At 52.3% G+C, this 25,237-nt stretch carries 25 protein-coding genes and 1 pseudogene; 19 read left to right on the forward strand and 7 right to left on the reverse strand.

Annotation, left to right across the window (positions count from 1 at the left end; all coding sequences use genetic code 11):
- Positions 1 to 19 precede the first annotated feature (19 nt).
- Genes MAMMFC1_RS09570 through MAMMFC1_RS09585 form a run of 4 tightly spaced genes read right to left on the reverse strand, consistent with a single transcriptional unit; the run spans position 20 to position 4,659 of the window.
- Positions 20 to 1,144, reverse strand: a complete 1,125-nt coding sequence (locus MAMMFC1_RS09570; RefSeq protein ID WP_126308316.1) for an ABC transporter permease — start codon at positions 1,142 to 1,144, stop codon at positions 20 to 22.
- Entirely contained in the window at positions 1,141 to 3,054 is a 1,914-nt protein-coding gene (locus MAMMFC1_RS22325; protein WP_126308317.1) for an ATP-binding cassette domain-containing protein, read from the reverse strand. Before MAMMFC1_RS22325 ends, MAMMFC1_RS09570 begins: the two co-directional genes overlap by 4 nt.
- Complete coding sequence (locus MAMMFC1_RS09580) at positions 3,051 to 4,022, reverse strand: HlyD family secretion protein (RefSeq protein ID WP_126308318.1); 972 nt, start codon at positions 4,020 to 4,022, stop codon at positions 3,051 to 3,053. Before MAMMFC1_RS09580 ends, MAMMFC1_RS22325 begins: the two co-directional genes overlap by 4 nt.
- Complete coding sequence (locus tag MAMMFC1_RS09585; protein ID WP_126308319.1) at positions 4,015 to 4,659, reverse strand: TetR family transcriptional regulator; 645 nt, start codon at positions 4,657 to 4,659, stop codon at positions 4,015 to 4,017. The genes MAMMFC1_RS09580 and MAMMFC1_RS09585 overlap by 8 nt, the downstream gene beginning before the upstream one ends.
- A gap of 247 nt (positions 4,660 to 4,906) precedes the next feature.
- Here MAMMFC1_RS09585 and MAMMFC1_RS09590 point away from each other — a divergent pair, with 247 nt between their 5' ends.
- Positions 4,907 to 5,482: an HD domain-containing protein gene (locus MAMMFC1_RS09590; protein WP_126308320.1), complete on the forward strand. Its 576-nt coding sequence runs from the start codon at positions 4,907 to 4,909 to the stop codon at positions 5,480 to 5,482.
- A gap of 119 nt (positions 5,483 to 5,601) precedes the next feature.
- Here MAMMFC1_RS09590 and MAMMFC1_RS09595 read toward each other — a convergent pair whose 3' ends face one another.
- Positions 5,602 to 5,967, reverse strand: coding sequence for a P-II family nitrogen regulator (locus tag MAMMFC1_RS09595; protein WP_126308321.1), 366 nt, complete (start codon positions 5,965 to 5,967; stop codon positions 5,602 to 5,604).
- 32 nt (positions 5,968 to 5,999) lie between these two features.
- Complete coding sequence (locus MAMMFC1_RS09600) at positions 6,000 to 7,415, reverse strand: ammonium transporter (protein WP_126308322.1); 1,416 nt, start codon at positions 7,413 to 7,415, stop codon at positions 6,000 to 6,002.
- Positions 7,416 to 8,258: 843 nt separating this feature from the next.
- Between MAMMFC1_RS09600 and MAMMFC1_RS09605 the strand changes: the two genes are divergently transcribed.
- The 18 genes and pseudogenes from MAMMFC1_RS09605 (at position 8,259) to MAMMFC1_RS21155 (ending at position 24,488) form a co-directional block, all read left to right on the forward strand.
- Positions 8,259 to 8,972, forward strand: coding sequence for a cobalamin B12-binding domain-containing protein (locus MAMMFC1_RS09605; RefSeq protein WP_197723966.1), 714 nt, complete (start codon positions 8,259 to 8,261; stop codon positions 8,970 to 8,972).
- The gene (locus tag MAMMFC1_RS09610) at positions 8,956 to 9,300 is read left to right on the forward strand and encodes a monomethylamine:corrinoid methyltransferase (RefSeq protein WP_269471889.1); all 345 of its coding nucleotides are present in this window, start codon (positions 8,956 to 8,958) and stop codon (positions 9,298 to 9,300) included. The genes MAMMFC1_RS09605 and MAMMFC1_RS09610 overlap by 17 nt, the downstream gene beginning before the upstream one ends.
- A gap of 219 nt (positions 9,301 to 9,519) precedes the next feature.
- Positions 9,520 to 10,491, forward strand: a complete 972-nt coding sequence (locus tag MAMMFC1_RS09615) for a uroporphyrinogen decarboxylase family protein (protein ID WP_126308323.1) — start codon at positions 9,520 to 9,522, stop codon at positions 10,489 to 10,491.
- Between the two features lie 20 nt (positions 10,492 to 10,511).
- Entirely contained in the window at positions 10,512 to 11,348 is an 837-nt protein-coding gene (gene pylSc / locus MAMMFC1_RS09620) for a pyrrolysine--tRNA(Pyl) ligase large subunit (RefSeq protein ID WP_197723968.1), read from the forward strand.
- A gap of 33 nt (positions 11,349 to 11,381) precedes the next feature.
- On the forward strand, positions 11,382 to 12,470 hold the full coding sequence (gene pylB, locus MAMMFC1_RS09625; RefSeq protein ID WP_126308324.1) for a methylornithine synthase PylB: 1,089 nt from the start codon (positions 11,382 to 11,384) through the stop codon (positions 12,468 to 12,470).
- On the forward strand, positions 12,461 to 13,648 hold the full coding sequence (pylC, locus tag MAMMFC1_RS09630; protein ID WP_126308325.1) for a 3-methylornithine--L-lysine ligase PylC: 1,188 nt from the start codon (positions 12,461 to 12,463) through the stop codon (positions 13,646 to 13,648). The genes pylB and pylC overlap by 10 nt, the downstream gene beginning before the upstream one ends.
- Complete coding sequence (gene pylD / locus MAMMFC1_RS09635) at positions 13,645 to 14,460, forward strand: 3-methylornithyl-N6-L-lysine dehydrogenase PylD (RefSeq protein ID WP_126308326.1); 816 nt, start codon at positions 13,645 to 13,647, stop codon at positions 14,458 to 14,460. The genes pylC and pylD overlap by 4 nt, the downstream gene beginning before the upstream one ends.
- Positions 14,461 to 14,478: 18 nt before the next feature.
- Positions 14,479 to 14,844 carry a pyrrolysine--tRNA(Pyl) ligase small subunit gene (gene pylSn / locus MAMMFC1_RS09640; protein WP_197723969.1) on the forward strand — a complete coding sequence of 122 codons (366 nt, stop codon included), beginning with the start codon at positions 14,479 to 14,481 and terminating at the stop codon, positions 14,842 to 14,844.
- A gap of 126 nt (positions 14,845 to 14,970) precedes the next feature.
- The gene (locus tag MAMMFC1_RS09645) at positions 14,971 to 15,462 is read left to right on the forward strand and encodes a helix-turn-helix domain-containing protein (protein WP_126308327.1); all 492 of its coding nucleotides are present in this window, start codon (positions 14,971 to 14,973) and stop codon (positions 15,460 to 15,462) included.
- A gap of 621 nt (positions 15,463 to 16,083) precedes the next feature.
- A complete protein-coding gene (locus MAMMFC1_RS09650; protein ID WP_158618721.1) occupies positions 16,084 to 17,115 on the forward strand; it encodes a uroporphyrinogen decarboxylase family protein in 1,032 nt (343 codons plus the stop codon).
- 37 nt (positions 17,116 to 17,152) lie between these two features.
- A complete protein-coding gene (locus tag MAMMFC1_RS09655; protein ID WP_126308329.1) occupies positions 17,153 to 17,809 on the forward strand; it encodes a corrinoid protein in 657 nt (218 codons plus the stop codon).
- A gap of 46 nt (positions 17,810 to 17,855) precedes the next feature.
- Entirely contained in the window at positions 17,856 to 18,878 is a 1,023-nt protein-coding gene (locus MAMMFC1_RS09660) for a uroporphyrinogen decarboxylase family protein (RefSeq protein WP_126308330.1), read from the forward strand.
- Between the two features lie 3 nt (positions 18,879 to 18,881).
- Entirely contained in the window at positions 18,882 to 20,552 is a 1,671-nt protein-coding gene (locus tag MAMMFC1_RS09665) for an ASKHA domain-containing protein (protein ID WP_126308331.1), read from the forward strand.
- A 34-nt stretch (positions 20,553 to 20,586) separates the two neighbouring features.
- Positions 20,587 to 21,252: a corrinoid protein gene (locus tag MAMMFC1_RS09670; RefSeq protein WP_126308332.1), complete on the forward strand. Its 666-nt coding sequence runs from the start codon at positions 20,587 to 20,589 to the stop codon at positions 21,250 to 21,252.
- A gap of 95 nt (positions 21,253 to 21,347) precedes the next feature.
- Positions 21,348 to 22,010 carry a methyltransferase cognate corrinoid protein gene (locus MAMMFC1_RS09675; protein ID WP_126310544.1) on the forward strand — a complete coding sequence of 221 codons (663 nt, stop codon included), beginning with the start codon at positions 21,348 to 21,350 and terminating at the stop codon, positions 22,008 to 22,010.
- A 7-nt stretch (positions 22,011 to 22,017) separates the two neighbouring features.
- A pseudogene (locus MAMMFC1_RS22330) lies at positions 22,018 to 23,409 on the forward strand (monomethylamine:corrinoid methyltransferase).
- Positions 23,410 to 23,536: 127 nt separating this feature from the next.
- On the forward strand, positions 23,537 to 24,031 hold the full coding sequence (locus MAMMFC1_RS09685; RefSeq protein ID WP_126308333.1) for a GNAT family N-acetyltransferase: 495 nt from the start codon (positions 23,537 to 23,539) through the stop codon (positions 24,029 to 24,031).
- The gene (locus MAMMFC1_RS21155; RefSeq protein ID WP_145987630.1) at positions 24,021 to 24,488 is read left to right on the forward strand and encodes a hypothetical protein; all 468 of its coding nucleotides are present in this window, start codon (positions 24,021 to 24,023) and stop codon (positions 24,486 to 24,488) included. Before MAMMFC1_RS09685 ends, MAMMFC1_RS21155 begins: the two co-directional genes overlap by 11 nt.
- Here the strand turns inward: MAMMFC1_RS21155 and MAMMFC1_RS09690 are convergent.
- Positions 24,465 to 25,124: a hypothetical protein gene (locus tag MAMMFC1_RS09690; RefSeq protein ID WP_126308334.1), complete on the reverse strand. Its 660-nt coding sequence runs from the start codon at positions 25,122 to 25,124 to the stop codon at positions 24,465 to 24,467. The two genes, MAMMFC1_RS21155 and MAMMFC1_RS09690, sit on opposite strands and share 24 nt — an antisense overlap.
- Between the last annotated feature and the right edge of the window lie 113 nt (positions 25,125 to 25,237).

A 25,237-nucleotide genomic window follows, 5' to 3' on the forward strand; every position in this document is an offset into this window, starting at 1 on the left:
TATTAGAAGGCCTTGTTTGCTAAGCGATTTTTTTCTGAAACTTTATTATACTAACAGTCAATGTTATTACTATGAATGTGGTTAAGGCGGCGAATTGAGTATACAGGAAGTTAAGCCCCACCCCTTTTAGTATAATGCCGCGCATGATTTGTAAATAGAAGGTAAGCGGCAGAATATTGCCGAGTAAGTTGAAAAACAAAGGCATAGCTTCCCGGGGGAACATGAAGCCTGATAATAACACACTGGGCAGGAAGATGAAGAAGGAGAGCTGCATGGCTTGCATTTGAGTTTTAGCAAAGTTTGAAATTAGAATGCCCAGCGCCAGTGAAGCGATGATGAATAGGGAGGTTAGGCCGTACAGCAATAATAGGCTGCCGCGCATGGGTAAGTCAAATATGGCTATTCCCACCATTAACGCCAGTGTTACCTGGACGTAGCCGACAAAGATATAGGGTATGATTTTGCCCAGCATTAGCTCGTATGACTTCATCGGCGTCACGATGAGCTGTTCCAGCGTGCCTCGTTCTCTCTCCCGGACAATTGCCATGGATGTAATCATAACCATGGTCATAGTGAGGATCATGCCCAGTATTCCGGGAACCATGTAGTATGCGGTTACAAAATCCGGATTGTACCAAGGGCGGATGCGGATGTCATAGGGAGCATAAAATTGTTTCCCCAGAGTGCTTTGCATTCTTTGGATAAGAATTTCCTGGGATTTCATCTGCCCTATGATTTGGGCCGTACTGATAGCCGAGTTAGCCGCCAAAGAATCGGAAGCATCTACGATTACCTGCACCGAAGCTTGACGCCCATGGTTAATGTTTTCGGTAAAGTCCGGCGGAATAATAATGCCGACTTTTGTTTTACCCTGTTCAATGTGATCAGTTACTTCCTGAAAACTGCGGGCGGTGTAATTGATGTCAAAATAGCCGCTGGCAGTGAACGCGGACAGTAAGTCCCGGCTTTCTTGCTGGAGGGATTGATCAAAGACGATGGTGGACAGGTGCTTTACGTCGGTGTTGATGGCAAAGCCGAAAACCAAAAGCTGAATAATGGGTAACGCTACCATCATGCCGAAGGTTAGCCGGTCGCGTTTCATCTGAATGAACTCTTTGATTAGCAAAGCTCTAAGCCGGATCATGCGCTCAACTCCTTGCGATTGGATTTCACATAATGGACAAATACATCTTCCAGGGAAGGGGATATGACCTTGTATGGATAAGTTTCCCAGGCAGGCATATCCTCCGGCCGGACTAGGGCGTGGAGTCCGGCCCCCTGGGCGTACACATCGATGAAGGGAAGTTTATGAGCCGTAACTTCACTTAGAAGGGCCATAGGATCGGGATGATTGATGCGAATGAGTGTGCCTTTAATTGATTGTTTTAGCCTGGCGGGAGTGTCGGCGGCAATAAGGCTGCCCTCGAAAATAAAACCGATCTCATCGCAGTGTTCGGCTTCGTCCATAAAATGGGTAGTGACCATAACCGTGGTGCCTTGGGCCGCCAGTTTATAGATAATGTCCCAGAACATGCGGCGGGATTTGGGGTCGACGCCGCCGGTAGGCTCATCAAGAAACAGGATGGGGGGATTGTGGAGTATGGAACAGCCTAAAGCCAGACGCTGCTTCCAGCCGCCGGCAAGGTTAACGGTAAGTTCTTTTTCCCGGTCTTCCAGTCCGGCCATTTGGAGCATCTCGTTGATTCGTCCGTCCTTCTGCCGGCCGGTAAGACTGTATAAGCCGGCGTAGAAATCCAAGTTTTCTTTTACTGTCAGATCGTCATAAAGACTGAATTTCTGGGACATGTAGCCGATAAAGGATTTGATTGCTTCCCCTTCTTTGGCTAAATCCACACCCAGAATGGTTCCGTTGCCGGCGGTGGGAGTGAGAATACCGCAAAGCATGCGAATGGTTGTGGATTTTCCTGAGCCGTTCGGGCCCAGGAACCCGTAGATGCTGCCGCGTTTGATTTTTAGATTTACACTATTTACGGCAGTAAAGTTACCGAATTTCCGGGTAAGGTTATAGGTTTCCACGGCATATTCATAAAGGCTGCAATCGTCCTTGGGGCATTTGACTGCAGCCTTTTCCGGGACAGCAGCAATAGGAATTCCCGTGTTCGCCGCCGGGAGATCATCGGCGGCTTTGGCGGGCTGGGAAGCTAATGACACGAATACGTCTTCTAAAGCGGCCTCTATTTCGCCAAGAGATTCAATCAGGATACCGGCCTTGCCTAAAGCTTCCCTTACAGCCGCCATTGCCGCGGCGGGGTCACTCACAACCAAATGGTATTTGTCGCCGAAAGCGTTTACGTCATGGATCAACGCCGCCGGCAGGTGGTGGCGCACATCTTTGCTGCCGGTGCTAAGTTCAAGCAAGTGAAAGGGGAAACTTTGCTTTATTTTTGCCGGCGGGTCGCAGGAGACAATATGTCCGTGATGCATAAAGGCAATGCGGGTGCATAGTTCGGCTTCATCCATATACGGCGTGGATACGACAATGGTCATACCTTCTTTGTTCAGCCCGTAGAGCATTTGCCAAAACTCCCGCCGGGAAACCGGGTCAACGCCTGAAGTGGGTTCATCCAGGAAAAAAATTTTCGGTTTGTGCATCAGGCCTGCCGCCAGCGCCAGTTTTTGTTTCATGCCGCCGGATAGGTTATCGGCCAGTCGGTCTTTAAACGGCAAAAGCTTGGTAAATGTCAGGATTTCCTTGGCCCGTTGCTCAATGCCGGCGCTGCCGGCGCCGTAAAGGGAACCTATCAGCCGGATGTTTTCTATAACCGTCAAATCGCCATACAGACTAAACTTTTGCGGGACGTAGCCGATGGACTCTTTGATATTTTCCAGGCTACCCTGGTCCAGGACAGCGACACTGCCTGCCGACGGCTCGATGATTCCCAGCAGCATCCGAATGGTTGTGGTTTTGCCGGCGCCGTCAGGTCCCACCAAACCAAAAATTTCTCCCGGGAAAACTTGTAAATCAACCTGATCTACAGCAACTAAGCCGTCAAAGTGCCTGGTAAGCCCCGCAAGGTGAATGACAGGGTTCATTTCAGCACCACATCCGCCGGCATTCCCGGCTTCAAAATACCTTCAGCATTATTGATTTTAACTTTAACTGCAAAAACCATATTGGCCCGTTCATTCTCGGTCAGACTTTGCCGGGGCGTATACTCGGAATTTTGGCTGATTTCCTTAATTTCACCGCTAAAAGTACGGTCAGGGAAGGAATCCACCCTAATGACCGCGGGCTGCCCGATCTTAATAAGGCCCAATTGAGTCGAGGGTATATAGATTTTAACCCAGGAGTCTTCCATATTGCCGATGGTAGCTATCGCCGAACCGGCATTCACATATTCCCCATTTTCATAGTTTTTGGTCAGGACCAGGCCCGATAACGGAGCGGTGACAATGGTGTCCGCCAACAAGGAGCGGCTGGCGTCTACTACCGCTTTGCTGCGTTCTACTTCCAGGCGCTGGGCGGTGATTGTGTCTTCCCGGTTTCCTTCCCGGGCCAGACTCAATTTAGCCTGTGCCTGGACAAGGGAACTTTGCGCCACATCGGCGGCGGACTGGGCAGCATCCAATTGTTGACGGGAAATTGCACCTTGCTGATATAGCGTTTGGTAGCGCCGTAAATCCTCGCTTGCTTTTTCGTAGCTTGATTGACCAGACGATACTGCGGCGGCGGCCTCTTGAATCTCCTGACTCCTAGATCCTTTTTCCAAATCGCGGAGCTGGGCCAGAGCTTTGTCGAGGGCGGCTTGATCCCGGAGGAGGGAAGCCTTAAGATCCGGCCGGTCAATGGTCACAATGGTTTGTCCTGCTGTCACTCTGTCGCCGGCAATTATGGACAATCCGGTAATGTAGCCATTGGTTTTCGGGGTGATGTCCACACGGGTGACTTCAATCGTACCTGTGGCTGTAATTCCGTCTGGTCGCTTGTTCAACAGCTTGTAACCGGCGGCCGCCCCCAGAAGAATAAATACGAGAATACCAATAACTAGTTTTTTATTCATTCTTATCCTCCTTATCCTCTTTATCTTCTTTATCCTCATTGTCCCGCTGGATAATTCCGTTCAAATAGATATCAATGGCCTGGTTGACATAGTCATTGTTCTTAGCCTGAGTATCGGGGACGAAATCTTCGATTAGAGGCTTAACTAAAAAGTAAAAGTTCATCATTCCCGCTAAAGCCACCACTGCATAACTAGGCTCTATTTCCCGGCGGAAACAACCGGCAGCCAGGCTGTGACCAATGGTATTGTGCAAAATATTCTGAATTTGTTTAATGTATTTCTTTACGACGGTTTCCAGAAATTGAGTTGGGTCAACCAGCTCACGATGGATGAATTTCGATAAATACGGAAATTTAGTATGGATAGTTGCCACCGCTTGTGTGTACATGTGCAGTGTTTGAAGGGAGTCGGCCGAATCCCGGCTTTGAGCCGACTGCAGCAATTCCTGGACAGGCATGAACAGGTTTTCTAAAACCGCGGCATACAAGCCTTCCTTGCCGCCAAAGTAATAAGATATCAAAGCGCTGTTGGCCCCGGCTGCCTGGGCCAGTTCGCGGATGGATACGCCGTGGTAGCCTTTGGCGGCAAATAAAGGAGTGGCGGTTTCAATGAATTTTTTCCGCGCGTCGTTTCCCAAGGGAGTTCACCTCCGGCAAGAATTTAATCAATCGCTTAATTAAATCCTATCACGCTTATATTTTATTGACAAGAAATATTTTTGGAGATTAGCTAAATATAGCTGCAGGAAGGTACGATTATGAAAAATTATCGATCTTTAGGTTAATTTAGCAGGAAAAATACGAATTGCAAAGAACATCCATTTATATTTGCGCTCAATCCGGCGTAAATTTATTGTAACAGAATGCGGTCAGAGGTGAAGAGCGATGGTAGACCTGTTGAATGATGGCGTTTGTTCAATAAATAATAATAACCTGAATAACCTGAATAACCTGCCCAGTCCGGAGGAATGCGAAAGAATATTGGGTTTGTCGGTGGGGGATGCACGCCAAAGACATTGCCGGGCGGTGGCAAAGCTGGCCCGCCGTATCGCGCTGGCCCTGCTGCAAGCGGGACATTGCCTGGATACGGAGTTGATATTTGTGGCCGGCATGCTCCATGACGTTGCCAAGGGGCAGCCTGATCATGCGGCTTTGGGCGCTAAAATGATTGCCGGGTTGGGTTATCCGCAAGTAGCGGAAATTATTGCGCAGCATATGGATATAACCCTTAGCGGACCGGAGGTTGTCAATGCTGCCGAAGTCGTTTATCTCGCCGATAAATTAACCGAGGGTGATCGCGTGGTGGGTCTCAAAAGACGCTTTGAAATGCTGGCTGAACGGTACCCATACGATTATAAAGCTCAGGCAAGCATTAAAGCCAGGCTGACTAAGGCCGGATTAATTCAGAAAAAAATTGAAGGCATATTGGGAACTTCCATTGATAGCTGCTGGCAAGAGTAAAAACCGTAATGCATGCAGTTTAGTTGGACAATTTTCGCTGACATCCAACAAAACAGGGCTGTCTCAATTCATTGAGACAGCCCCGAAGCCTGGTTAATATTCTTCTACAACGGACTTGCTTATGCGTTTTTGGGGTCCATAATGGCGATGTCGCCTTCTTCGCCGGTACGGATTCGTACGGCGTTGGTAAGAGGATACACGAAGATTTTGCCATCGCCCATTTTGCCGGTGCGGCATACCGACTTGGCCGCTTCTACGACCCGTTCGACCGGTACTTCGCAGACCACGATTTCAATTTTGACTTTTGGCACCAGGTTGATGGCGTATTCCTGGCCGCGATAAATTTCTCTGTGGCCTTTACTCAGGCCACAACCATAAACCTGAGTCACGGTCATACCCGTTACGCTGATTTTATTCATGGCCTCTTTGAGCTCTTCCAGTTTTTCCGGGCGGGTCACTATATCAATTTTGGTTATCGGATTCATGGTTTCCCCTCCTTTGTCAGAATGACGCTGTGTTATGCCAGGGTAGTCTTATTGACGGTTACTTCACTGGTTGCGATGTTGGCGGCCGGAATGTCGAGCGGGGAACCGGTTATCAAATCCTGATACGCATAGCCGCGTTCGCCGTGTTCCGTGATGTCCATGCCCTGAACCTGCTGTTCGTCATCCGCCTTGATTTGCATGAAGGCGCCGATTACTTTGATGATAATAAATGTCATGACGGCGGCAAATACCCAGCTTGTGCCCACGCCGGCAAGCTGCTTCATAACCTGGGCGGCGTTGCCGTAAAAGAGTCCGTCGGCACCGGCCGAATTCACGCTGGTGGTGGCAAAGAAACCGGTGGCGATTGCGCCGAAGGTGCCGCCTACGCCATGAACGCCGAAGGCGTCCAATGAATCATCATAGCCCAGTTTGCGTTTGACTACCGCTACCGCGAAGAAGCAGAGAGCACCGCCGATTAATCCCATGATGATGGCCGAAAGTACAGTGACAAAGCCGGCTGCCGGGGTAATGACGACCAGACCTGCGATACAGCCGGAAACTGCGCCCAGCAAGGTCGGCTTGCCGTTATAGAGCCATTCGACGAATACCCAGGAAACCGTGGCAGCCGCGGCTGCGGCATGTGTTGTTATGAAAGCAAGTGCAGCCAGTTCGCCGGCGCCCAGGGAACTGCCGGCATTAAAGCCAAACCAGCCAAACCACAGGAGGGCGGCGCCTAACAAAGTCATCGGCAGATGATGGGGAGCCATTACGTCGCTGCCATAGCCTTTGCGTTTACCGATCATCAATGCAAATACCAGACCGGATACGCCGGAAATGATATGCACTACAGTGCCGCCGGCGAAGTCAAGTACACCATATTCGCGCAGCCAGCCGCCGACGCCCCATACCCAGTGCGCCACAGGGTCATATACCAGAGTAGCCCACAGCAATACGAATACGATATAAGCGGAAAACTTAACCCGTCCGGCAATGGAGCCGGAAATAATGGCCGGAGTAATGATGGCAAATACGCCTTGGAAGATTACGAAGGCATATTGGGGAATTGTAGCGGAATAATCAGGATTGGGAGCGGAGCTAATGCCGTTCAGTCCAACCCAGTCCAGGCCGCCGATAAGATGATTAATATCGGGCCCGAAGGCAAGGGAGTAGCCGAGGAGCAGCCATTGCAAGGAAATTACGCCAAGGCAGATAAAGCTCTGCATGATGGTGCTCAGTACATTTTTGGTGCGAACCATTCCACCATAAAAGAGTGCCAGACCGGGAGTCATTAACATTACAATTGCTGCACTAACCAGTACGAAGGCTGTATCACCGGTATCGACTTTAAGCGGTTCGGCCGGGGCGTCTCCCTCAGCGGCCAATACAATGGGGGTCAGGAGTAAGGTTAAGACCAGGAGTATGCTTAAAATGGCAGGTAACTTTTTCATACGGTAATCTCCTTCCTATACGATTGGATTTTTACTGCTTAGGAATACGGCGCCGCGCTAAATCAGCCAGCGCTGCAGAAGACGGAGGACAACTTTCACACGAAAACACCTCCCCGGGTTTGATGTTTGAATTTGAAAATGAAATGTCCTGGCGGCAGGCTGCCTCCAGGACATCATTGTCCTAAATGAAGTGGGAAAGACGTTTACATCGGTTTCACAGGTTATGAACCGATATAAGCGTCTTTGCTTATTACTATAGATAATCTATTAATTTGTTACCGTTATCGGTATGTACTGTATAAAATGGACAATTGGGTATCTGTAGTTTGTTTTTACAATAACGGTAAGTATTTGCTTGAATTGTTATGGAGGAATTATATCACCTCTAATTTTAAAATGCAATAGGTTTTTTTAAATAAATTTTCCTGAAATAGATAACAACATGAATTTAATTGAAAAATAGTATGGCAGCCAAGAGGAGCAGTTGTCGGTTTTACCCGTAACAGGGAGTTTTTTATCTGAATTTTTTTATTTTGTGTTCATTTTGCTCAGCAGATAATCTATAAAATTCCTTTTCTAAAAATAAATACGCCCGATGCTATTGCATTTAAAAAATGGAGATGCTATAATGAAGTTCATAAAAATACAATTAAATAGTTACTGTTATATGTTTCGGCTAATGTTGCTTTGGAGTAACCTGGCATACCGCTTGAAATAACGGAAATAAATTATTGGATAGTCTTTTGGGGCTAAGCAAAGAAGCTTATTTAAGTTCTATTTTAAAGAATAGAACTTGGGTAAGCTTCTTTATTTTTCACATAATGCACCGGTCAGGAGGAAAGGGTGCGGCCATCCGTTTACAAGAAACAGAAAAAAGAAAAGGGTGAAAGCATGAAAGAAGAAGAAAAAAAGATCCTGGCAAAACTGAAAACAGCCGTAGAAGAAATGGAGACCGAACTGGCGGAAGAAGCGGCGAGAGAAGCACTGGCGGCGGGAATTAACCCCATCGTGGCCATCAACGACGGCCTGGCCGCCGGCATGCAGACCATGAGCGACCTGTTCGACGAAGGCGAAGTATTCGTACCCCAGCTCGTCGTGGCGGCCGACGCCTTTGAAGCCGCCGTAGCCATCCTGACCGGCGGCATGTCGGACGAAGACAAATCGAAAGCCTCCAAAGGCAAAGTCCTGCTGCATACCGTCCAGGGAGACATCCATGACATCGGTAAAAACATCGTCAAAACCATGCTGTCCGCCAGCGGTTTTGAAGTCATCGACCTGGGCAGAGACGTAGCCGTCGAAGAAGTCGTAGCCAAAGCCAAAGCCCACAACGTGGACATCATCGCCGGCGCGGCCCTGATGACCACCACCATGCCGGCCCAGCGGGACATCGTCAGCCTGCTCAAAGAAGAAGGTATTCGTGAACAATTCAAATGCTTATTTGGCGGCGCGCCGGTATCGGCCGAATGGGTAGCCAAAATCGGCGGCGACGCCTATGCCGAAACCGCGACTGAAGCCGTGGAAAAAGCCAAAATCTTAGTAGCTGAGCTACGGGGGTGAAACATATACCGCGAGCGGGCGGGAAGTGCTGTCGGGAGTGGCGGCGAGCAAGGGAGTGGCCACCAACTACACCACGGGACTGGAAGCCAGAATGATGGCGGAAGTGGCCCATGCGGTAGCGGGTATGGAGACGGAGAAAGTCAATGAGATATTAGATAAACTGGTAGCGATGTATGAGAAGGATTACAAGACGGCGCCGAAGGGCAAGCCGTTTGAAGAATGCTATGATGTGGCCGGATTAGTGCCGACGGAGGAATATCTGGCGGTGTATGACGAGGCCGTTAAGATTCTTACCGGCCTGGGGCTTGATTACTGGTCGAAAAAGTAAGGCAACCGCAAGGAGTTCTGTGCTCGGCGGGTCCGGAGCTCCTTGCACAATTGTATACACGGAGGGTGGATCGAAGAGATCGCACGGACTCTAAATTCGTGTAGCCGGGTGCGACTCCCGGACTCTCCGCCAAATTAAGTACGGTGTACAACTGCATAAGCCTGCTTTAGAAATCCCGCGTTGACGTCAGCCGCCCCTTTATAAGCGGGTTTATACAGTTTGACAAAGAACCGAGCCGGCCGCGGCCATGCCGCCGCGCGGCGCAGCGATCAAAGCTGTTTTGCAGTCGGCAAAATAAAGGAAAAGGAGGGTGCCTTCATGGATCATTTGACCGGTTTTACATGTCAGGGCGAGACGCCGGAGGAGATACCGCTGGCGTTTGTGCGTTCGGTCGGGAAAAATTTTTATGATGCCCATACGGATCGCAATACCATGGCGGCCATTGCCAGGCAAAAAATGCTGCTGCATAAGGATTGCCTCTGCAAGGTGCCGTTTTGCGTAACGGTGGAAGCTGAGGCTCTGGGGGCCAAGGTAACCATTCTGGACGACAAAATCGGGCCGCGCTTCAGCGGTTATAAATTTACCCGGCTTGAGCAATTGCAGCAATTGACGGGAATGGATCTCGGGAGCGGGCGCATCAGCGAAGTGCTGCATGGGGTTGAGATATTAAAAAATACCGGCCAGACGGTCGTCCTGAATGTGGAGGGGCCCTTTACCATCCTGGGGATGCTGATTGACCAAATGAATATCTACAAAGGGTTCGGCAAATATGGCGCATTAATTCAGCAGGTTCTGAAAGTAATTGAGGACAGTATTGTCGAGTATATGGCAGCCGGTATCGAAAAAGGGGCGAAAATCATATCATACGCCGATCCGTCCGGCGGACTGGATATAATCGGACCCCGGCTGTATGCCCAATTGAGCGGCAACACTACCTGCAGCATTCTAAAGCGCATTGAGAATCAGCTGGACGGAGTCATCGTGCACTTGTGCGGCCGGACGTCAAGCTCGCTGATCAAAGCCGGGCTTTGTACGGTCAAACCGGTTGAAGTCGGGTATGGTCTGACCTATGGCGAAATGCTCTGCCGGCTGCTGCCGGAAAATAAAATCAAATTTCTGGGACAAAACTGTTTAAAGAGTACGCCGGTATATATGCAGAATCCGGTAGTCTGGCAGCTTGAACTGACATAAATAAGGCGGGAGCTGGTCATGTGTCTTTTTCCTGGACCGATGTACAAAAGAAAAGATTAGCCGAACTGAATTTTGTCATGGCGGAAGCCGCGCCTGTTTTCGCGACCGAACAAGCCCGGGATCAGGCTTTTAAACAAGCGGAGGTCGGCCTGGTCCGGGCCGGCAAGGAAAAGCTTGCTGCCTTGCTGACGGAGAAAAAACGGCCCGCCCTGTGCGAAATGGAAACACGGCTGGCGGCGGCGCTGACGGCGCAAGGGTTCGTGCAGGTGACCACGCCGGTTATTCTGGCCAAAGGAATGCTGGCCAAAATGACAATTGATGACCGGCATGCGCTCTTTTCCCAGGTGTTCTGGCTGGATGACAAAAAGTGCCTGCGGCCCATGCTGGCGCCTAACCTGTATTATATCCTCAAGGATTTAGTGCGGTTGTGGCCTCTGCCGGTGCGGATCTTTGAAATCGGCTCCTGTTTCCGGAAAGAATCTCAGGGCAATCATCACCTGAATGAGTTTACCATGCTGAATCTGGTGGAATGGGGCCTGCCCGCGGAGGCGCGTCAGGACAGGATTGCCGAGCTGGCCGCCGTTGTCATGGCGGCGGCCGGCATTGACGGCTATCGCCTGGAACTGACCTCGTCGGTAGTATATGGCGATACCGTTGACGTCCTCAAGGGAGATTTGGAATTAGCCTCCGGCGCTATGGGGCCGCACTTTTTAGATGGCAACTGGGGCATGTCCGGTGCGTGGGTGGGCTTGGGGTTTGGTTTGGAGCGGCTGGCCATGCTGAGGAGCGGCGGGCAAAATGTCCGCAGTGTCAGCAAAAGCATTTCTTATTTGGATGGCGTGCGTTTGAATATATAACCGCAAATTGGATCAGGGACGGGGGCTGGACTCATGCAAAACCTAAGTACAATACTGGACAAAGCCATGCATCGCATACCGTTGGCTCAGCAAGAAATTATCCACCTGCTGCAGCTTACCGATCCGGCGGAGCGTGAACGGCTGTTTGCGGCCGCCCGCCAGCAGCGGCAGCGATATTTTGCCGATAAGGTCTTTCTTTATGGCTTTGTCTATTTTTCTACTTACTGCCGGAATGAATGCGCCTTTTGCTTTTATCGAAATTCCAATAATGAACCTGTCCGGTACCGCAAAAGCAAGGAGGAAATAGTAGCCATCTCGCGCGCGCTGGCGGCGGACGGCGTGCATTTGATTGATTTGACCATGGGGGAGGATCCGGCGTTCCTGGCTAATGCCGCGTCGGGTTATGAAGACCTGCTGGAAATTGTCCAACTGGTCAAGGCGGCGACCGGTTTGCCGATCATGATTTCGCCGGGGGTTGTGCCGAGAGAGGTGCTTGTCAGGCTCAAACAGGCCGGGGCCGATTGGTACGCCTGCTATCAGGAGACCCATAACCGCCGGCTGTATGGCGAACTGCGGCTGAACCAGAGCTATGACCAGCGCTGGGACAGCAAAGTGTCTGCCGCAGCAATCGGACTGCTGGTGGAGGAAGGCTTGCTGGTGGGCGTGGGCGACTGCGCCCGGGATACGGCGCACTCGTTCAGCCGGATGCGGGAGCTGGGCGCCGCCCAGGTTCGCACCATGAGCTTTGTGCCGCAGGCGGGGACGCCGCTCGCAGAGACGGTCGCGGCGGGGAACCGGCGTGAAATTAATATTATTGCCGTTATGCGGCTGCTGTTTCCTGACAGATTAATACCGGCTTCGCTGGATGTGGAGGGGGTAAGCGGCTTAAAGGAGCGTCTGGCCGCCGGCGCCAATGTGGTAACCTCCCTTATCCCGCCGCAGGCCGGTTTGTTGGGGGTGTCGCAAAGCACGCTGGACATTGCGGACGGCTGCCGTACGGCAGCCGGAATACGGCCGATCCTGCAGGAATGCGGCCTGACGCCGGCGGCGCCGGCTGAATACGCTGCCTGGCTGGATAATACCCGCGGCTGTCGCGGCAGGGAGGCGGTTGTATGCGGATAGCCGTGCTGGGTGGGAAATTGCAGGGCGTGGAGGCTTGCTATCTGGCGAAAAAGGCCGGCTGGGAGGTCTGTCTGGCGGACAAAAATCCCGCAGCGGCGGCCACCGGCCTGTGCGACAGCTTTGTTGAAATGGATTTGCTTGATAAGGACAAACTGACCTGGCTGCTGCGGACGGTGGAGTTTGTCGTGCCGGCACTGGAAGACAGGCGGGTGCTGGATACCATTTACGACTGCGCCCGGGCAGCCGGGGTAAGGGTGCTTTATGACCGGGACGCGTACCGGCTGTCGGCTTCCAAGCTGGCGTCGGACCAATTGTTTGCCCGGTTGGGCGTTCCGGCTCCCCGGCCCTGGCCGGACTGCCGTTTTCCGGTTACGGTGAAGCCGTCCGGGGCTAGCGGCAGTGAAGGGGTACGCCAGGTGCAAAGTCCGGCGGAGCTGAATCAATTTCTGCAGAGCTTTGGCCGGCAGGGAGAATGGGTCATCCAGGAGTTTCTGGACGGCCCCTCGTATTCCATAGAGATCGCCGGGATGGCCGGCGAGTACCGAACCTTTCAGGTCACGGAGCTGGAAATGGACGCCGGCTATGACTGCAAGCGGGTGCTGGCGCCGGCGATACTGTCGCCGGACAAGGTGCAGCAGCTGGCCGACTGTGCGCTTGTCCTCGCGCGGGAACTGCAACTGGATGGCATTATGGACATAGAAGTTATTTTGCATGACAATGCCCTGAAGGTGCTGGAGATTGACGCCCGGCTGCCAAGCCAGACGCTGACGGCGGTGTATCACTCCACCGGCGTCAATGTGCTGGAGCTCCTGGGGACGGGTTTTGCCGCCGGCCAGCAGCCAAAAGTGCTTACGACGGCGGCTGCCCGGGGCGTGGTTTATGAACATATCCGGGTAGGCGGCGGCCAAATCGAAGTGTGCGGCGAGCATATCATGGGCGGTGTGGGGCCGCTCTTTGCGGCGGCGGATTTTTTTGGCGCCGATGAAGCCCTTACGAATTTTCATCCCGGCCGGCAGGAGTGGGTGGCCACTCTGATTGTGACCGGTAAAACCCGCCGCCAGGTCTGGCAACGGCGGGAGACCGTCATCAGGAATATTATGCAGGCCTGCGGCCTTGCGCAATATCTGGATTCGGCTCCGCTACCGCCGATGGGCGGCAAGGAAGGGATGGTTATATGACCAGGCTGCGGGAAGATGATATTGATACGGTGAGTGCGAGACTGCCGGCCTACAATGAGACCCTGCGCCGGCTCCTGGGCAAAGGTTTGGCGGAGGTGGCGGCCTATTCTCAGGCCGGCAGCCCCGGGGACTTCGCCGTCTGGCAGGATACGCCGGTCGGGGTGATCCCGGTTTCCTGCGGGCAGGGTGTGATTGGCGGTTTTGCCCATACAGTCAAAGAGATTATTGCCTTCCTGGGCTTTTCTTCTTTTGTTACCGCGCGCAGCGATGTCGGCGGGCTGGCCGAAGCCGTGCAGCGCGGCGCGCAGGTGGTTTTTCTGGCCGACGACGACCATTTTGTGGCCATTCACCTGGCCAAAGGCAAAGTGGTTGACAACGCGGCGGCAACAGGCCGGGGGTATGCGGCGGCGCTGGCCTTGCTGGCCGGCGGCCTGACAGGCGAAAAAGCGCTGGTAATCGGCGCCGGACCGGTAGGGGCGGGAGCGGCCGCTTATTTAACGGAACAGGGCGCGCAGGTTGTAATTTATGACAGTAATCCGGAAAAATCAGCGCAGCTTAGCCGGGCGATGGCCGGCGTGACGGCGGCTGACGACATGGCGGCGGCTTTGGCGGCCTGCCGGCTGGTGGTGGAGGCTACGCCGGCAGCCGGTGTCATTGACTGCCGGGACATTACCGACAGGATGCTGGTGGCAGCCCCGGGCGTACCGCTTGGCATAACGCCGCAGGGTGAGGCCAGGCTGTCTGGCCGGCTGATACATGATGTGCTGGAAATCGGCGTGGCGACTATGCTGTTTACTGTTTTTGCCGACTAAAATAAGGGGGGGAGTGCGGTGGCCGTACATAAAGGCCTGTCTTTGTCCAGGGAACTGGTGTCCCGGGAGCAGCCCGACAAGAAGAAAAAGTATTACCGGAAAAACATCGGCTTTTTTAAGCTGGTGGAGAAATTAAAGCTATGGCCGTCGCGTTCCGGCATTCTGCACGGCATTAAGACCATCCGGATTACCGGCAATATTGCCGAAATCACCACCCATTGCCAGGAGGTCTTTGTCGTCCGGAATTCCCGAACCAGCCGCGCCGCCCGCTGGCTGCGCAACAAGTGGTGCGTTTGCGCCTGCCGGGCCTGCAAGGTGCCGGACTGGAAAATCGAAAAATACAGCAGCACCATGATGACGCAGAAGTGGGGTGCGGGCTTGTAATGCAAGGCTTGACAATTAAAAATGCATCCACTATACTACTGGTGACCGGCGGGTTGTACCGGACAAAGCCCGGGGGTTCTTTTGATTACACATTGTTTCCGGGCAATCCAATGAAAGGTTGATACAATGGCTAGGGTAGCGGTCAAGATTGAATTAACAGAAGCGGAACGGGCGGAGCTGGAGAAAAACAGCAAAGGCCACAAAGTGGAAAAGCGGCTCTATATCCGCTCGAAGATTATTCTGTTGGCGGCAGAAGGCCTGGAGTGTACGGAAATTGCCAAGATACTGGGCGTTTCCGAAAAAACCTGCCGCAAATGGCGCAACCGGTTTGCGGAAAAACGGATGGACGGGATTGTCGATTTGGAAAGAAGCGGGGCGCCGGATACCTTTACCGAGGCCGAGCGTCTGGAGATCATCCGCATATCCTGCAGTCAGCCGGAAGAGCCGAGAAACTGGACGTTGGCCTATCTGACCGAGCTGGTCAAGGAAAGGCTCGGGCGCTCCATTTCGATTGAAACCGTGCGCCAGATATTAAAGTCTGCTGACAAAAAGACGATTGTTATGCCGCCCAGCAAACATAGCTTATATATTAAGCCCGCTAAGATGCGGACTGAGTAAGGGGATGCGTTTATTGCCGCAATAAGCGCATCTTTTTATTATAAAGGTGGCGGATACGAGGCCCGGCACGGGCGGCCGTCATACAACGCTGTGCCGCTGGCGCTTAACCTCCGCTTTTGCATAACGGCCGCCCGTGCCTCAGTGATGTTGACGGTTACAGGAACCATAGTATAACAGGCCCCGTCGCCGGAGGGAAGCAAGAAGGAATATATCAAATAAATTAATACCGTTATAAAAATTAGGCGTATTGTCTATGCAATGCAGACATTTATTACAGGTAACTACTTATTAGATTACATTAGAGTATTTTTTGGGATATGCGCTTATTTAGATTATAAAATAAATAATTTTACAGGGTATTGCAATTGGAAATTAGAGGTGCTATAATACAAACAAATAAATAAATACCGTTATTAAAGGACTGTAAATTACGGTCATTATTAACAATATAGCCAATATGTTGTTAATAATAACGGTAAAAAATTACTGGATTAATTTATATAAAGACGTACATAAGCAAAGGCGCTTATTGGCTCCCGTTTATAAAATGGGGCCGATAAGCGTCTTTGGCATGCAGCAGCCAGGGCAACGACAGGGTACATTAATTGGGGGGCGAAGGCAGTGAATTCAAAAGAGATATTTCTTAAAGCCATTAAACTGGAAAAAACGCCGCGAGTGCCTGTTACCATCTTGTCAGGCGGGGTATGGGTCTTCAACAGAAAGGGGATGTCGCTGGGCGATTCTTTTGACCTGGCGCCGGAGAAGGCCGCCGAGATTATCATGGCAACCAATGAAGAAGTACGCTCCGATATTGTGTGGGCGGCAGCCGGCTGCAACAATCTGGCGATACGGGCCATCGGCGGCAAAGCCAATTTCCACAAGGTGGGCGCAGCCTCGGATGTGCCTGACCCGCTGATTGCCAAGGCAGCCGACATTGACAAGCTGAGTGTGGATAAACTTAAGGACGATCCCGGCATGCAGGTTATGCTGGCAACCACTAAGATTCTGGCAAAAAATATCGGCGACAGGACGATGATCGGCAACAGTCAATGGGGACCGCTGACCTTGGCCGGGCTGATTTTAGGGACTGAGCAGCTAATGCGGATTATGATCAAAGATAAGCCGGCCGTGCATGCCATGCTGGAGTTTACTTCCGAGCTATGCTACCGTTACTGGGAATTATTCGTAAACGCCGGCGCCGAATTCGTGTCCATGGCCGAACCCACGGCTTCCGGTGACATGATCGCCCGCAAGCAGTTTATGGAGTTCGCCATGCCGTCAGCCACCAACATCCGATCCAGAATTGCCGACAAAGTCAGCGGCACGATGATTCACATTTGCGGTGACATTACCAAGTTCCTGGATCTAATTCCGGAGATCGGCGTCAATGCGGTTTCCCTGGACTACAAGGTGGATCTGGCCAAAGCCAGGGAGGTGCTGGACGGCAAAATCGCCTTTACCGGTCAGATGGATCCGGTGGAAATCATGCAGAACGCAACGCCGGACGGCGTTGCCGCCGCCTGTCGCGACTGCATTGAACGAGCCGGCCTAACCGGTGGGTATCTGATGATGCCCGGCTGTGACCTGCCGCCGGGCGTGCCGCTCGAAAACCTGAAAGCCATGGTGGACACGGCCCATAGCCATACAATGTAAGCTAAAGACGGACAATAAGAATGAGGGGGATATAAGGATGGCAGTGAATAAGGAAGAACTTTTCGGGAAATTATCCGATGCCGTTTTGGAGATGGAGGAAGAAATGGCGGCGACCCTGGCCCAGGAGGCTGTTGACAATAATGTGGATGCCTTTGAAGCCATTGACAAAGGCCTGGCCGACGGGATGTACAGGGCGGGCAAGCTGTTTGAGGAAGAGGAATATTTCGTACCCGAGCTGTTAATGTGCTCCGATGCGATGAATGCCGGCATGGATGTACTCAAGCCGCATATCAAGGTGGAAGCGCAGACGGAAAAATTCAAGGTAATCATCGGCGTTATCGAAGGCGATACCCATGATATCGGCAAGAACCTGGTCAAGCTTATGCTGGAGACAGCCGGCTTTGACATTATCGATCTGGGCCGCGATGTGGCGCCGCAGGCCTTTGTTGACAGAGCCAAAGCGGAGGGAGCCGCAATGATTGCGATCGGCACTCTGATGACCACCACCATGGACGGCATGGGCGACGTGATTACCATCTTAAAGAAGGAAAATATCAGAGATCAATTTAAAGTCATTGTCGGCGGCGCGCCTATCTCGCAAAGCTTTGCCGACAAAATCGGCGCCGACGGGTATGCCAGCAATGCCGCCCAGGCGGTTAAACTGTCCAAGAATTTGCTGGGCGTGGCGGAGTGACGCGGTGCGGTTAGCAAAACCGCACAGGAAAAAGGGGGGGGAGCTTGTGAGCGCATTTAGCCCGAAAGAGCGGCTGTTACGGGTTTTGGATAAACAAGAGGTAGACAGGCCACCGGTTATTTGTCCCGGCGGCATGATGAATTCAGCGATTGTGGATGTCATGAACAAGACCGGACATGAGCTGCCGGCCGGTCATCACGATGCCGGCATCATGGCCGAATTAGCCCATGACGTGCACGAAAACACAGGGTTCGAGAACTTCGGCATACCGTTCTGCATGACGGTGGAGGCGGAAGTATTAGGCAGTGAAATCAACTATGGCTCGCTCAAATGCGAGCCGAAAATTGAAAAAGAGGTTTTTCCCTCGGTTACGGCCGTGGAGTTTAAAGACATGGGCGCTATGGCGCAGAATGCCCGGGTCAATACCATCGTGCAGGCGACCTACGCCCTGGCGCGAAAATATCCCGATGTGCCGGTGATTGGCAACCTGACCGGCCCGATCAGCACGGCGGCTTCTCTGGTCGATCCCATGCGGTTTTTGAGAGAGCTGAGAAAAGACCCCGCCAATTCGCATAAGGTTGTTGATTATGTGAGCAGCCATTTAATTGAACTGGCGAAGCTCATGATTGATAACGGCGCTACGCTGATTTCAATTGCCGACCCCACCGCCACCGGCGAAATCCTGGGGCCCAAGATATTCGACGATTTTGCCGTAAGGTATATCAACAAAGTGGTGGATGCCGTTCATGCCCTGAATACCCCGGTTATTGTCCATATCTGCGGCAATCTCGGCGCGGTCAAGCAGCATGTGGCCGCAATCCGGTCGGATGCCATCAGCACCGATGCCATGGTGAATTTGAAATTACTGAAAGAGGAATATCCGCAGCTGACGACTATGGGCAATCTGAGTACATTTTTACTGGAATTAGGGGAGGAAAAAGTAGTTTCCCAGCATGCCCAGCGGCTGATTCAGGACGGCATTGATATTATCGCCCCGGCTTGCGGTCTGGGTACGGCTACGCCGCTCAAAAACATCGTTTCCATGACGCAGACGGTAAAGGGGAACTAAGCGATGGTGAAAATCAATTTTAAGGAAAAAGGCATTGTCGCCGAAGTGGAAGCCGGCACCACCATTTTAGCGGCGGCCCGCACGGTGGGCGTGGTAATCGAGTCACCCTGCAACGCGGAAGGAACCTGCGGCAAGTGCAAGGTGAAAATCAATCCCGGGCAGCTCGGCTGTTTGGTGCAAACCGGTGACCATCGTCTTACCCGGGAGGAGACGGAGGCCGGCTTTGTACTGGCCTGTCAGGCCAAGGCAATGGGTGATGTGGACGTCGAGGAGATTGTCAGACAGCAGAATAAGACCTTAAAAATCCTGGATCATGGCGAGAGCTTCGCCATTCAAATCGACAGCTTTATTACCAAAAAATATGACGGCAGCGCGAAAACCCTGGTGTATGCCGGCGACCAGGTTCTCGGCGAGGAAGCCGGCGACACGGCCGCCCTGAATTACGGTGTGGTAGTGGATATTGGCACAACTACCGTCGTTGCGTCGCTGGTGAATCTCGCTACCGGCGATGAGCTGGCTTCGATATCGGCCCTCAATCCGCAAAGCCTGCAGGCCCAGGACGTGCTCTCGCGGATCAAGTTTGCCTCGAATGAACTGGGCCTGAAGAAAATGTACGGCGACATTATTAAGGAAATCAACCGCATGATTGCCGAGCTGGCGAAAGAAACCGGCGTCCGGCAGGAATATATCTATGAAGTTATTTTCAGCGGCAATACCTGTATGCTTCATCTGGCGGCCAATGTCAACCCCTATTCACTGGGCAAATATCCGTACGACCCGCAAATCCGGGGCGGCAATCATATCAGCGCTTTTGCGCACCGGCTGAATATCAGCGGTTTTGGCTTAATCTACCTGCCGCCGATTATTTCGGCGTATGTCGGCCCGGACATTACCTCCGGCGTGCTGGCGTCCCGGCTGCAGGATCGCCAGGGGGTGACATTATTTGTCGATATTGGCACCAACGGCGAAATGGTTATTGGTTCCGACGGCCGGCTGTCGTCAACGTCGACGGCGGCAGGGCCGGCTTTTGAGGGCATGAACATCACGCATGGCATGCGGGCGGCCAAAGGGGCCATTGAACTGTTTGATATTGAGGACGACGGCCGCGTTGTTGTTAAGACCATCGGCGAAGCCAGGCCTGTCGGCATCTGCGGCAGCGGCCTTCTGGACATTGTCGGCGAACTGGTGGCCAACGGGGTCATCGGCAAAAACGGCAAGTTTGTCAACCCGGAAACAGCGGCGATACAGCCGGCATTAAAAAAGCGGCTGGTACAGCAGGACGGCAAGCCGGTCTTTGAGGTGGCCGAAGGCGTGTTCCTGACGCAGAAGGACGTTCGCCAGGTGCAATTGGCCAAAGGCGCTGTCCGGTCAGGGATTGAGTTTTTATTAAAAAGCGAAGGGGTTCAGGCCGAACAGGTTGACAAAGTGCTGATCGCCGGCTCCTTTGGGTATCATCTCCGGGCCAAGAGCCTGATCAACATTGGCCTTTTGCCGGAAGTGTTTGACGGCAAAATTGATTTTATCGGCAATACCTCCAAGTCGGGCGGGCGGGCCTTCCTGCTGAACGTAGCCTACCGGCGGGAAATGGAGGCGCTGGTAAACAGCATTAAGGTGGTTGAACTGGCCAATCATGACGATTTCGACAAGGTCTTCGTGGCCTGCCTGGGCTTCTAATGTAGTGCAAGACTAACCTGACGGAGGCATGGATATGAGTCAGCGCAAAATTCTGGCTAAACTCAGAAAAGCAGTGGAACAAATGGAAGCCCCGTTGGCCGAAAGAGCGGCCCGGGAAGCCGTGGCCGCCGGCCTTGACCCGGTTGTCGCCATCAATGAGGGCCTGGCGCTGGGCATGAAGAAGGTCAGCGAGCTGTTTGATGAAGGCGAAGTGTTTGTTCCCCACCTGCTGGTGGCGGCCGAAGCGTTTGAAAGCGGGGTGGCCATCCTGACCGAATCCATGCCCCTGGAAACCAGGGCGCAGGCTTCCCAGGGCAGGGTGCTTATCCACACTGTCCAGGGCGATATTCATGATATTGGCAAAAATATTGTAAAAACCATGCTGGCCACCAGCGGCTTTGAAGTCATTGACTTAGGGCGGGACGTGCCGGTGGAGACGGTGGCTGCCAAGGCCCAGGAACTGGCGGTGGATATTATTGTGGGCGCGGCCCTGATGACCACCACCATGCCGGCCCAGCGGGAGCTTGTGGAGTGCCTGCGGGAAAAAGGCATCCGCCAGCAGTTTAAGTTGCTGTTCGGCGGTACGCCGGTATCGCGCGAATGGGTCAGTCAGATCGGGGCGGACGGCTATGCCGACAGCGCTTCGGCGGCTATTGAAGTGGCCCGGACGCTCATGGCTGAAAAGCGGGCCCGGCGATAGTTTGTTAGCTATTCCAAAAGTTTTCAAATAGATGTAAGAGGCCAGACAGCACGAAAACTGCAAATTGGAATGGAAAAAATAGGGAGGTGAACCCAATGAGTGAAGAAAAAAAAATCCTGGCAAAACTGAAAACAGCCGTAGAAGAAATGGAGACCGAACTGGCGGAAGAAGCGGCGAGAGAAGCACTGGCGGCGGGAATTAACCCCATCGTGGCCATCAACGACGGCCTGGCCGCCGGCATGCAGACCATGAGCGACCTGTTCGACGAAGGCGAAGTATTCGTACCCCAGCTCGTCGTGGCGGCCGACGCCTTTGAAGCCGCCGTAGCCATCCTGACCGGCGGCATGTCGGACGAAGACAAATCGAAAGCCTCCAAAGGCAAAGTCCTGCTGCATACCGTCCAGGGAGACATCCATGACATCGGTAAAAACATCGTCAAAACCATGCTGTCCGCCAGCGGCTTTGAAGTCATCGACCTGGGCAGAGACGTAGCCGTCGAAGAAGTCGTAGCCAAAGCCAAAGCCCACAACGTGGACATCATCGCCGGCGCGGCCCTGATGACCACCACCATGCCGGCCCAGCGGGACATCGTGAGCCTGCTCAAAGAAGAAGGTATTCGTGAACAATTCAAATGCTTATTTGGCGGCGCGCCGGTATCGGCCGAATGGGTAGCCAAAATCGGCGGCGACGCCTATGCCGAAACCGCGACTGAAGCCGTGGAAAAAGCCAAAATCTTAGTAGCTGAGCTACGGGGGTGAAACATATATGACCATAGCCAAAACCTTAACCGTATTCGACATCTATGAACGGGCCAAAGTCGGCCCCAAAATAGAAGAAAAAGAATGGGATTTTAAAATCATCCCGCAGACCGCCAGCCGGCTTAAACAAAAATACAACATCAAAATGGACAAAAAACAAATCATCCCAACCGACCCGGTTCTCATTAACAACCTGTTCAAAGCGGGCCTCGAGATGCTCGTCGAATGCGGCGTATACTGCATCGACACCAACAAAGTCATCAAATACACCGAAGAAGAAGTCTGGGCCTCAATAAAAGCGGCGCCCAAACGCGTTACCTACGGCGAAGGCAAAGAAGCGCGGGAACTGGCCTGCCGCAGCTACAAAGACAAAAAGCCGCCGCTCATCCAGGGAGGGCCGACCGGTGCGCCGTGTTCCGAAGAACACTTCCTGGCCATCCATCAGTCCTATGCCCAGGAACCGCTGGTAGACACCATAGTCGACGGCGTACTGCAGACCATCAAAGGCCATGACCCGGTGCCGCAAAGCCCGTGGGAAATCGCGGCCGTCAAATCAGAAGCCATCCTGGTAAGAGCCGCGCAGGACAGAGCCGGGCGAACCGGCATGGGGCTCTAGGGGAATGAAACATCCTTATCCCCGGCCGGCGTAATCGCGGCGGACTTTCCGGGGGGAATGCGGCCGTCTGACAGCCATGAAGTATCCCAGCTCAATGAGCTGAAAATCGATGTAGGTGCATTGGTTTTCACCGCCCATTACGTACTGGCTGGCAATATCATCATGTGCGAACAGATGCCGATCTATGGGGGCTATGCGGGAGGATTGGAAGAAACCACCATAGTAGACGTAGCCACCACCATCAACTCCTTCGTCATGACCCAGGCAACCTGGCATCTGGATGGGCCGGTGCATGTAAGGTGGGGAATCACGACAGCCAGAGAGGCTCTGGCCGTCGCGGGGCACGCCGCCATGGCCATAGAGGCCAACACCGACTTGATGCTGGGGAACCAATACTATACCATAGCGGGTCCGTGCACCGTCATGTGCTTGCTGGAAACAGCGGCGCAGACCATCACCGACACCGCGAGCGGGCGGGAAGTGCTGTCGGGAGTGGCGGCGAGCAAGGGAGTGGCCACCAACTACACCACGGGACTGGAAGCCAGAATGATGGCGGAAGTGGCCCATGCGGTAGCGGGTATGGAGACGGAGAAAGTCAATGAGATATTAGATAAACTGGTAGCGATGTATGAGAAGGATTACAAGACGGCGCCGAAGGGCAAGCCGTTTGAAGAATGCTATGATGTGGCCGGATTAGTGCCGACGGAGGAATATCTGGCGGTGTATGACGAGGCCGTTAAGATTCTTACCGGCCTGGGGCTTGATTACTGGTCGAAAAAGTAAGGGAATAAATGTTGGCGGCGCAGACGTCTTTGCATTCGCGGGACGTCTCTGCCTATATACGCTGTAAACACGGTAAACGCGACGGCTGAAAATACAGGATGCAGGTACGGCAAGGGGGGAACTGGCTATGATCCGGCATGCCCAGGAACGGGATTTACCGGAAATTCTCGCTATCTATAATGACGCGATTATCCATACGACCGCCGTCTATGAATGGCATCCCCAGACTTTGGAGGATCGTTGGGAATGGTACCGGGGAAAAAAACAAACCGGTTTCCCGATCATTGTCTGCGAAATGGATCATATGATGTTAGGCTTTGCCACCTTCGGGCTGTACCGGGATCTGTCCGGGTTCAAATACACGGTAGCAGACTCGGTATATGTCCATGAGCATCACCGCTGTAAACAGGTTGGCACCGGTTTATTGCGGGAACTCGTCAAAATTGCCGCCAATCAGGATTTTGTAACCATGGTGGCCGAAATCGACAGCGCAAACGAGAGCAGTAAAAGGATGCATGAGAAAGTGGGCTTTAAGAATGCGGGCGTCATCTCTAAAGCCGGTTTTAAATTCGGCACCTGGCTGGATTTGGCTATTTATCAGTATGATTTGAATGGAGTTTAAAAAAGTATATGATTTTGAGGGTTACCAGCCGGTAGCCCTTTTTTGTGATCAAAAATTCAAAGTAATTGTAAGTGTAAATCCAAACAACTTCGACAAAATCAAGTTACCTGCGGTCTATAGCAATCCAGAGATACTAAAAGAAGAAGCTGCCGATGAGTTCGTGCGAATGTATTATGTCGCTTGTAGCCGTGCCCGAGAGAGTCTATATATCCACTTGCCGAGTGGATTTGACCAGAATGCAATCAATACGTCTTGGAAAAATAGAAACGTTCAATACGAAAATAATCACTTGAGAAGAGAGGCGTCATCCCTTGCGGGACAACGCCTCTCTCTTGCATTTCCGTATCGGTTTGGGGTATGGTTCAATAAGTTTCCCCTATTAAACCGTGCCTTTGTGAGGTCCAGCTTTCTTATTGTTATCACCCGAATATATCTATTTATTGCTGTCAGGGTATAATCGGAAAGCTTTGACATCCTGCTTAAAGGCCTCTTTATCTACACCCAGTGAGGCGGCTACGCTTTGCCAGCTGTTATTGATTTTTTTCATAGACAGTATGTCTTGAACGGGCTTTCCGGTATGCTTGGCCAAAATTCCCGCCATGGCGATATCACGTTGGCGGTATCCCTCCCGGAATAAAGCCTGGATATTTTCTTTACTTAAATTCAATCTGGCCGATAGCCGGGTAGCTGCAATTTCCTGGGCGGCAGCTTTTATTTGATCCGTGGAGATGTTCAAGGATTCTCTTACGTCTTTCCAGGAGTTATCCGCAGTTTTTAATGCCAGCACGTCATCCAGGGATTTACCGCTGACCTTGGCGAAGAAAGCAGCTTTCGATAAGTCCCTAAAGCTATGTCCCTGTTGATTATACTTTAGAATAGTCTCCTGGCTTGCGCCTGAAATTTCAGCTATACGCTGCGCCGCTTTTTCCGGACTTATCTCGTGCCGGGACTTTGCTTTGTGCTGGTACTGCCCAGGCTTATCATTGAGAACAGGAGAAGTCTGGGCGGCAAATGCACCGGCGCCGGTTAGAATGAAAGCGCCGGCGGCAAGAATGGCTACGGTTTTCTTTGCTGATTTGCCAATCAAATTCATAGGATATCCCTCCATCACTATATTAACCTATATATCTTAACAGCCTTCTGATTTGCTGACAAAGTTAGTGTAACCCCTATATATGACAAAACTATGACAGGAGATTTATTCAC

It is taken from the genome of Methylomusa anaerophila (genome assembly GCF_003966895.1).
GTDB classification, from domain to species: domain Bacteria; phylum Bacillota; class Negativicutes; order Sporomusales; family Sporomusaceae; genus Methylomusa; species Methylomusa anaerophila.

What these genes read in the sequence shown, in the direction of transcription:
- MAMMFC1_RS09570 (WP_126308316.1), bottom strand. Translation starts at nt 1,144, where the DNA reads ATGATCCGGCTTAGAGCTTTGCTAATCAAAGAGTTCATTCAGATGAAA.
- MAMMFC1_RS22325 (WP_126308317.1), bottom strand. Translation starts at nt 3,054, where the DNA reads ATGAACCCTGTCATTCACCTTGCGGGGCTTACCAGGCACTTTGACGGC.
- MAMMFC1_RS09580 (WP_126308318.1), bottom strand. Translation starts at nt 4,022, where the DNA reads ATGAATAAAAAACTAGTTATTGGTATTCTCGTATTTATTCTTCTGGGG.
- MAMMFC1_RS09590 (WP_126308320.1), top strand. Translation starts at nt 4,907, where the DNA reads ATGGTAGACCTGTTGAATGATGGCGTTTGTTCAATAAATAATAATAAC.
- MAMMFC1_RS09595 (WP_126308321.1), bottom strand. Translation starts at nt 5,967, where the DNA reads ATGAATCCGATAACCAAAATTGATATAGTGACCCGCCCGGAAAAACTG.
- MAMMFC1_RS09600 (WP_126308322.1), bottom strand. Translation starts at nt 7,415, where the DNA reads ATGAAAAAGTTACCTGCCATTTTAAGCATACTCCTGGTCTTAACCTTA.
- pylB (WP_126308324.1), top strand. Translation starts at nt 11,382, where the DNA reads ATGCAAAACCTAAGTACAATACTGGACAAAGCCATGCATCGCATACCG.
- pylC (WP_126308325.1), top strand. Translation starts at nt 12,461, where the DNA reads ATGCGGATAGCCGTGCTGGGTGGGAAATTGCAGGGCGTGGAGGCTTGC.
- pylD (WP_126308326.1), top strand. Translation starts at nt 13,645, where the DNA reads ATGACCAGGCTGCGGGAAGATGATATTGATACGGTGAGTGCGAGACTG.
- MAMMFC1_RS09645 (WP_126308327.1), top strand. Translation starts at nt 14,971, where the DNA reads ATGGCTAGGGTAGCGGTCAAGATTGAATTAACAGAAGCGGAACGGGCG.
- MAMMFC1_RS09655 (WP_126308329.1), top strand. Translation starts at nt 17,153, where the DNA reads ATGGCAGTGAATAAGGAAGAACTTTTCGGGAAATTATCCGATGCCGTT.
- MAMMFC1_RS09665 (WP_126308331.1), top strand. Translation starts at nt 18,882, where the DNA reads ATGGTGAAAATCAATTTTAAGGAAAAAGGCATTGTCGCCGAAGTGGAA.
- MAMMFC1_RS09670 (WP_126308332.1), top strand. Translation starts at nt 20,587, where the DNA reads ATGAGTCAGCGCAAAATTCTGGCTAAACTCAGAAAAGCAGTGGAACAA.
- MAMMFC1_RS09675 (WP_126310544.1), top strand. Translation starts at nt 21,348, where the DNA reads ATGAGTGAAGAAAAAAAAATCCTGGCAAAACTGAAAACAGCCGTAGAA.
- MAMMFC1_RS09685 (WP_126308333.1), top strand. Translation starts at nt 23,537, where the DNA reads ATGATCCGGCATGCCCAGGAACGGGATTTACCGGAAATTCTCGCTATC.
- MAMMFC1_RS21155 (WP_145987630.1), top strand. Translation starts at nt 24,021, where the DNA reads ATGGAGTTTAAAAAAGTATATGATTTTGAGGGTTACCAGCCGGTAGCC.
- MAMMFC1_RS09690 (WP_126308334.1), bottom strand. Translation starts at nt 25,124, where the DNA reads ATGAATTTGATTGGCAAATCAGCAAAGAAAACCGTAGCCATTCTTGCC.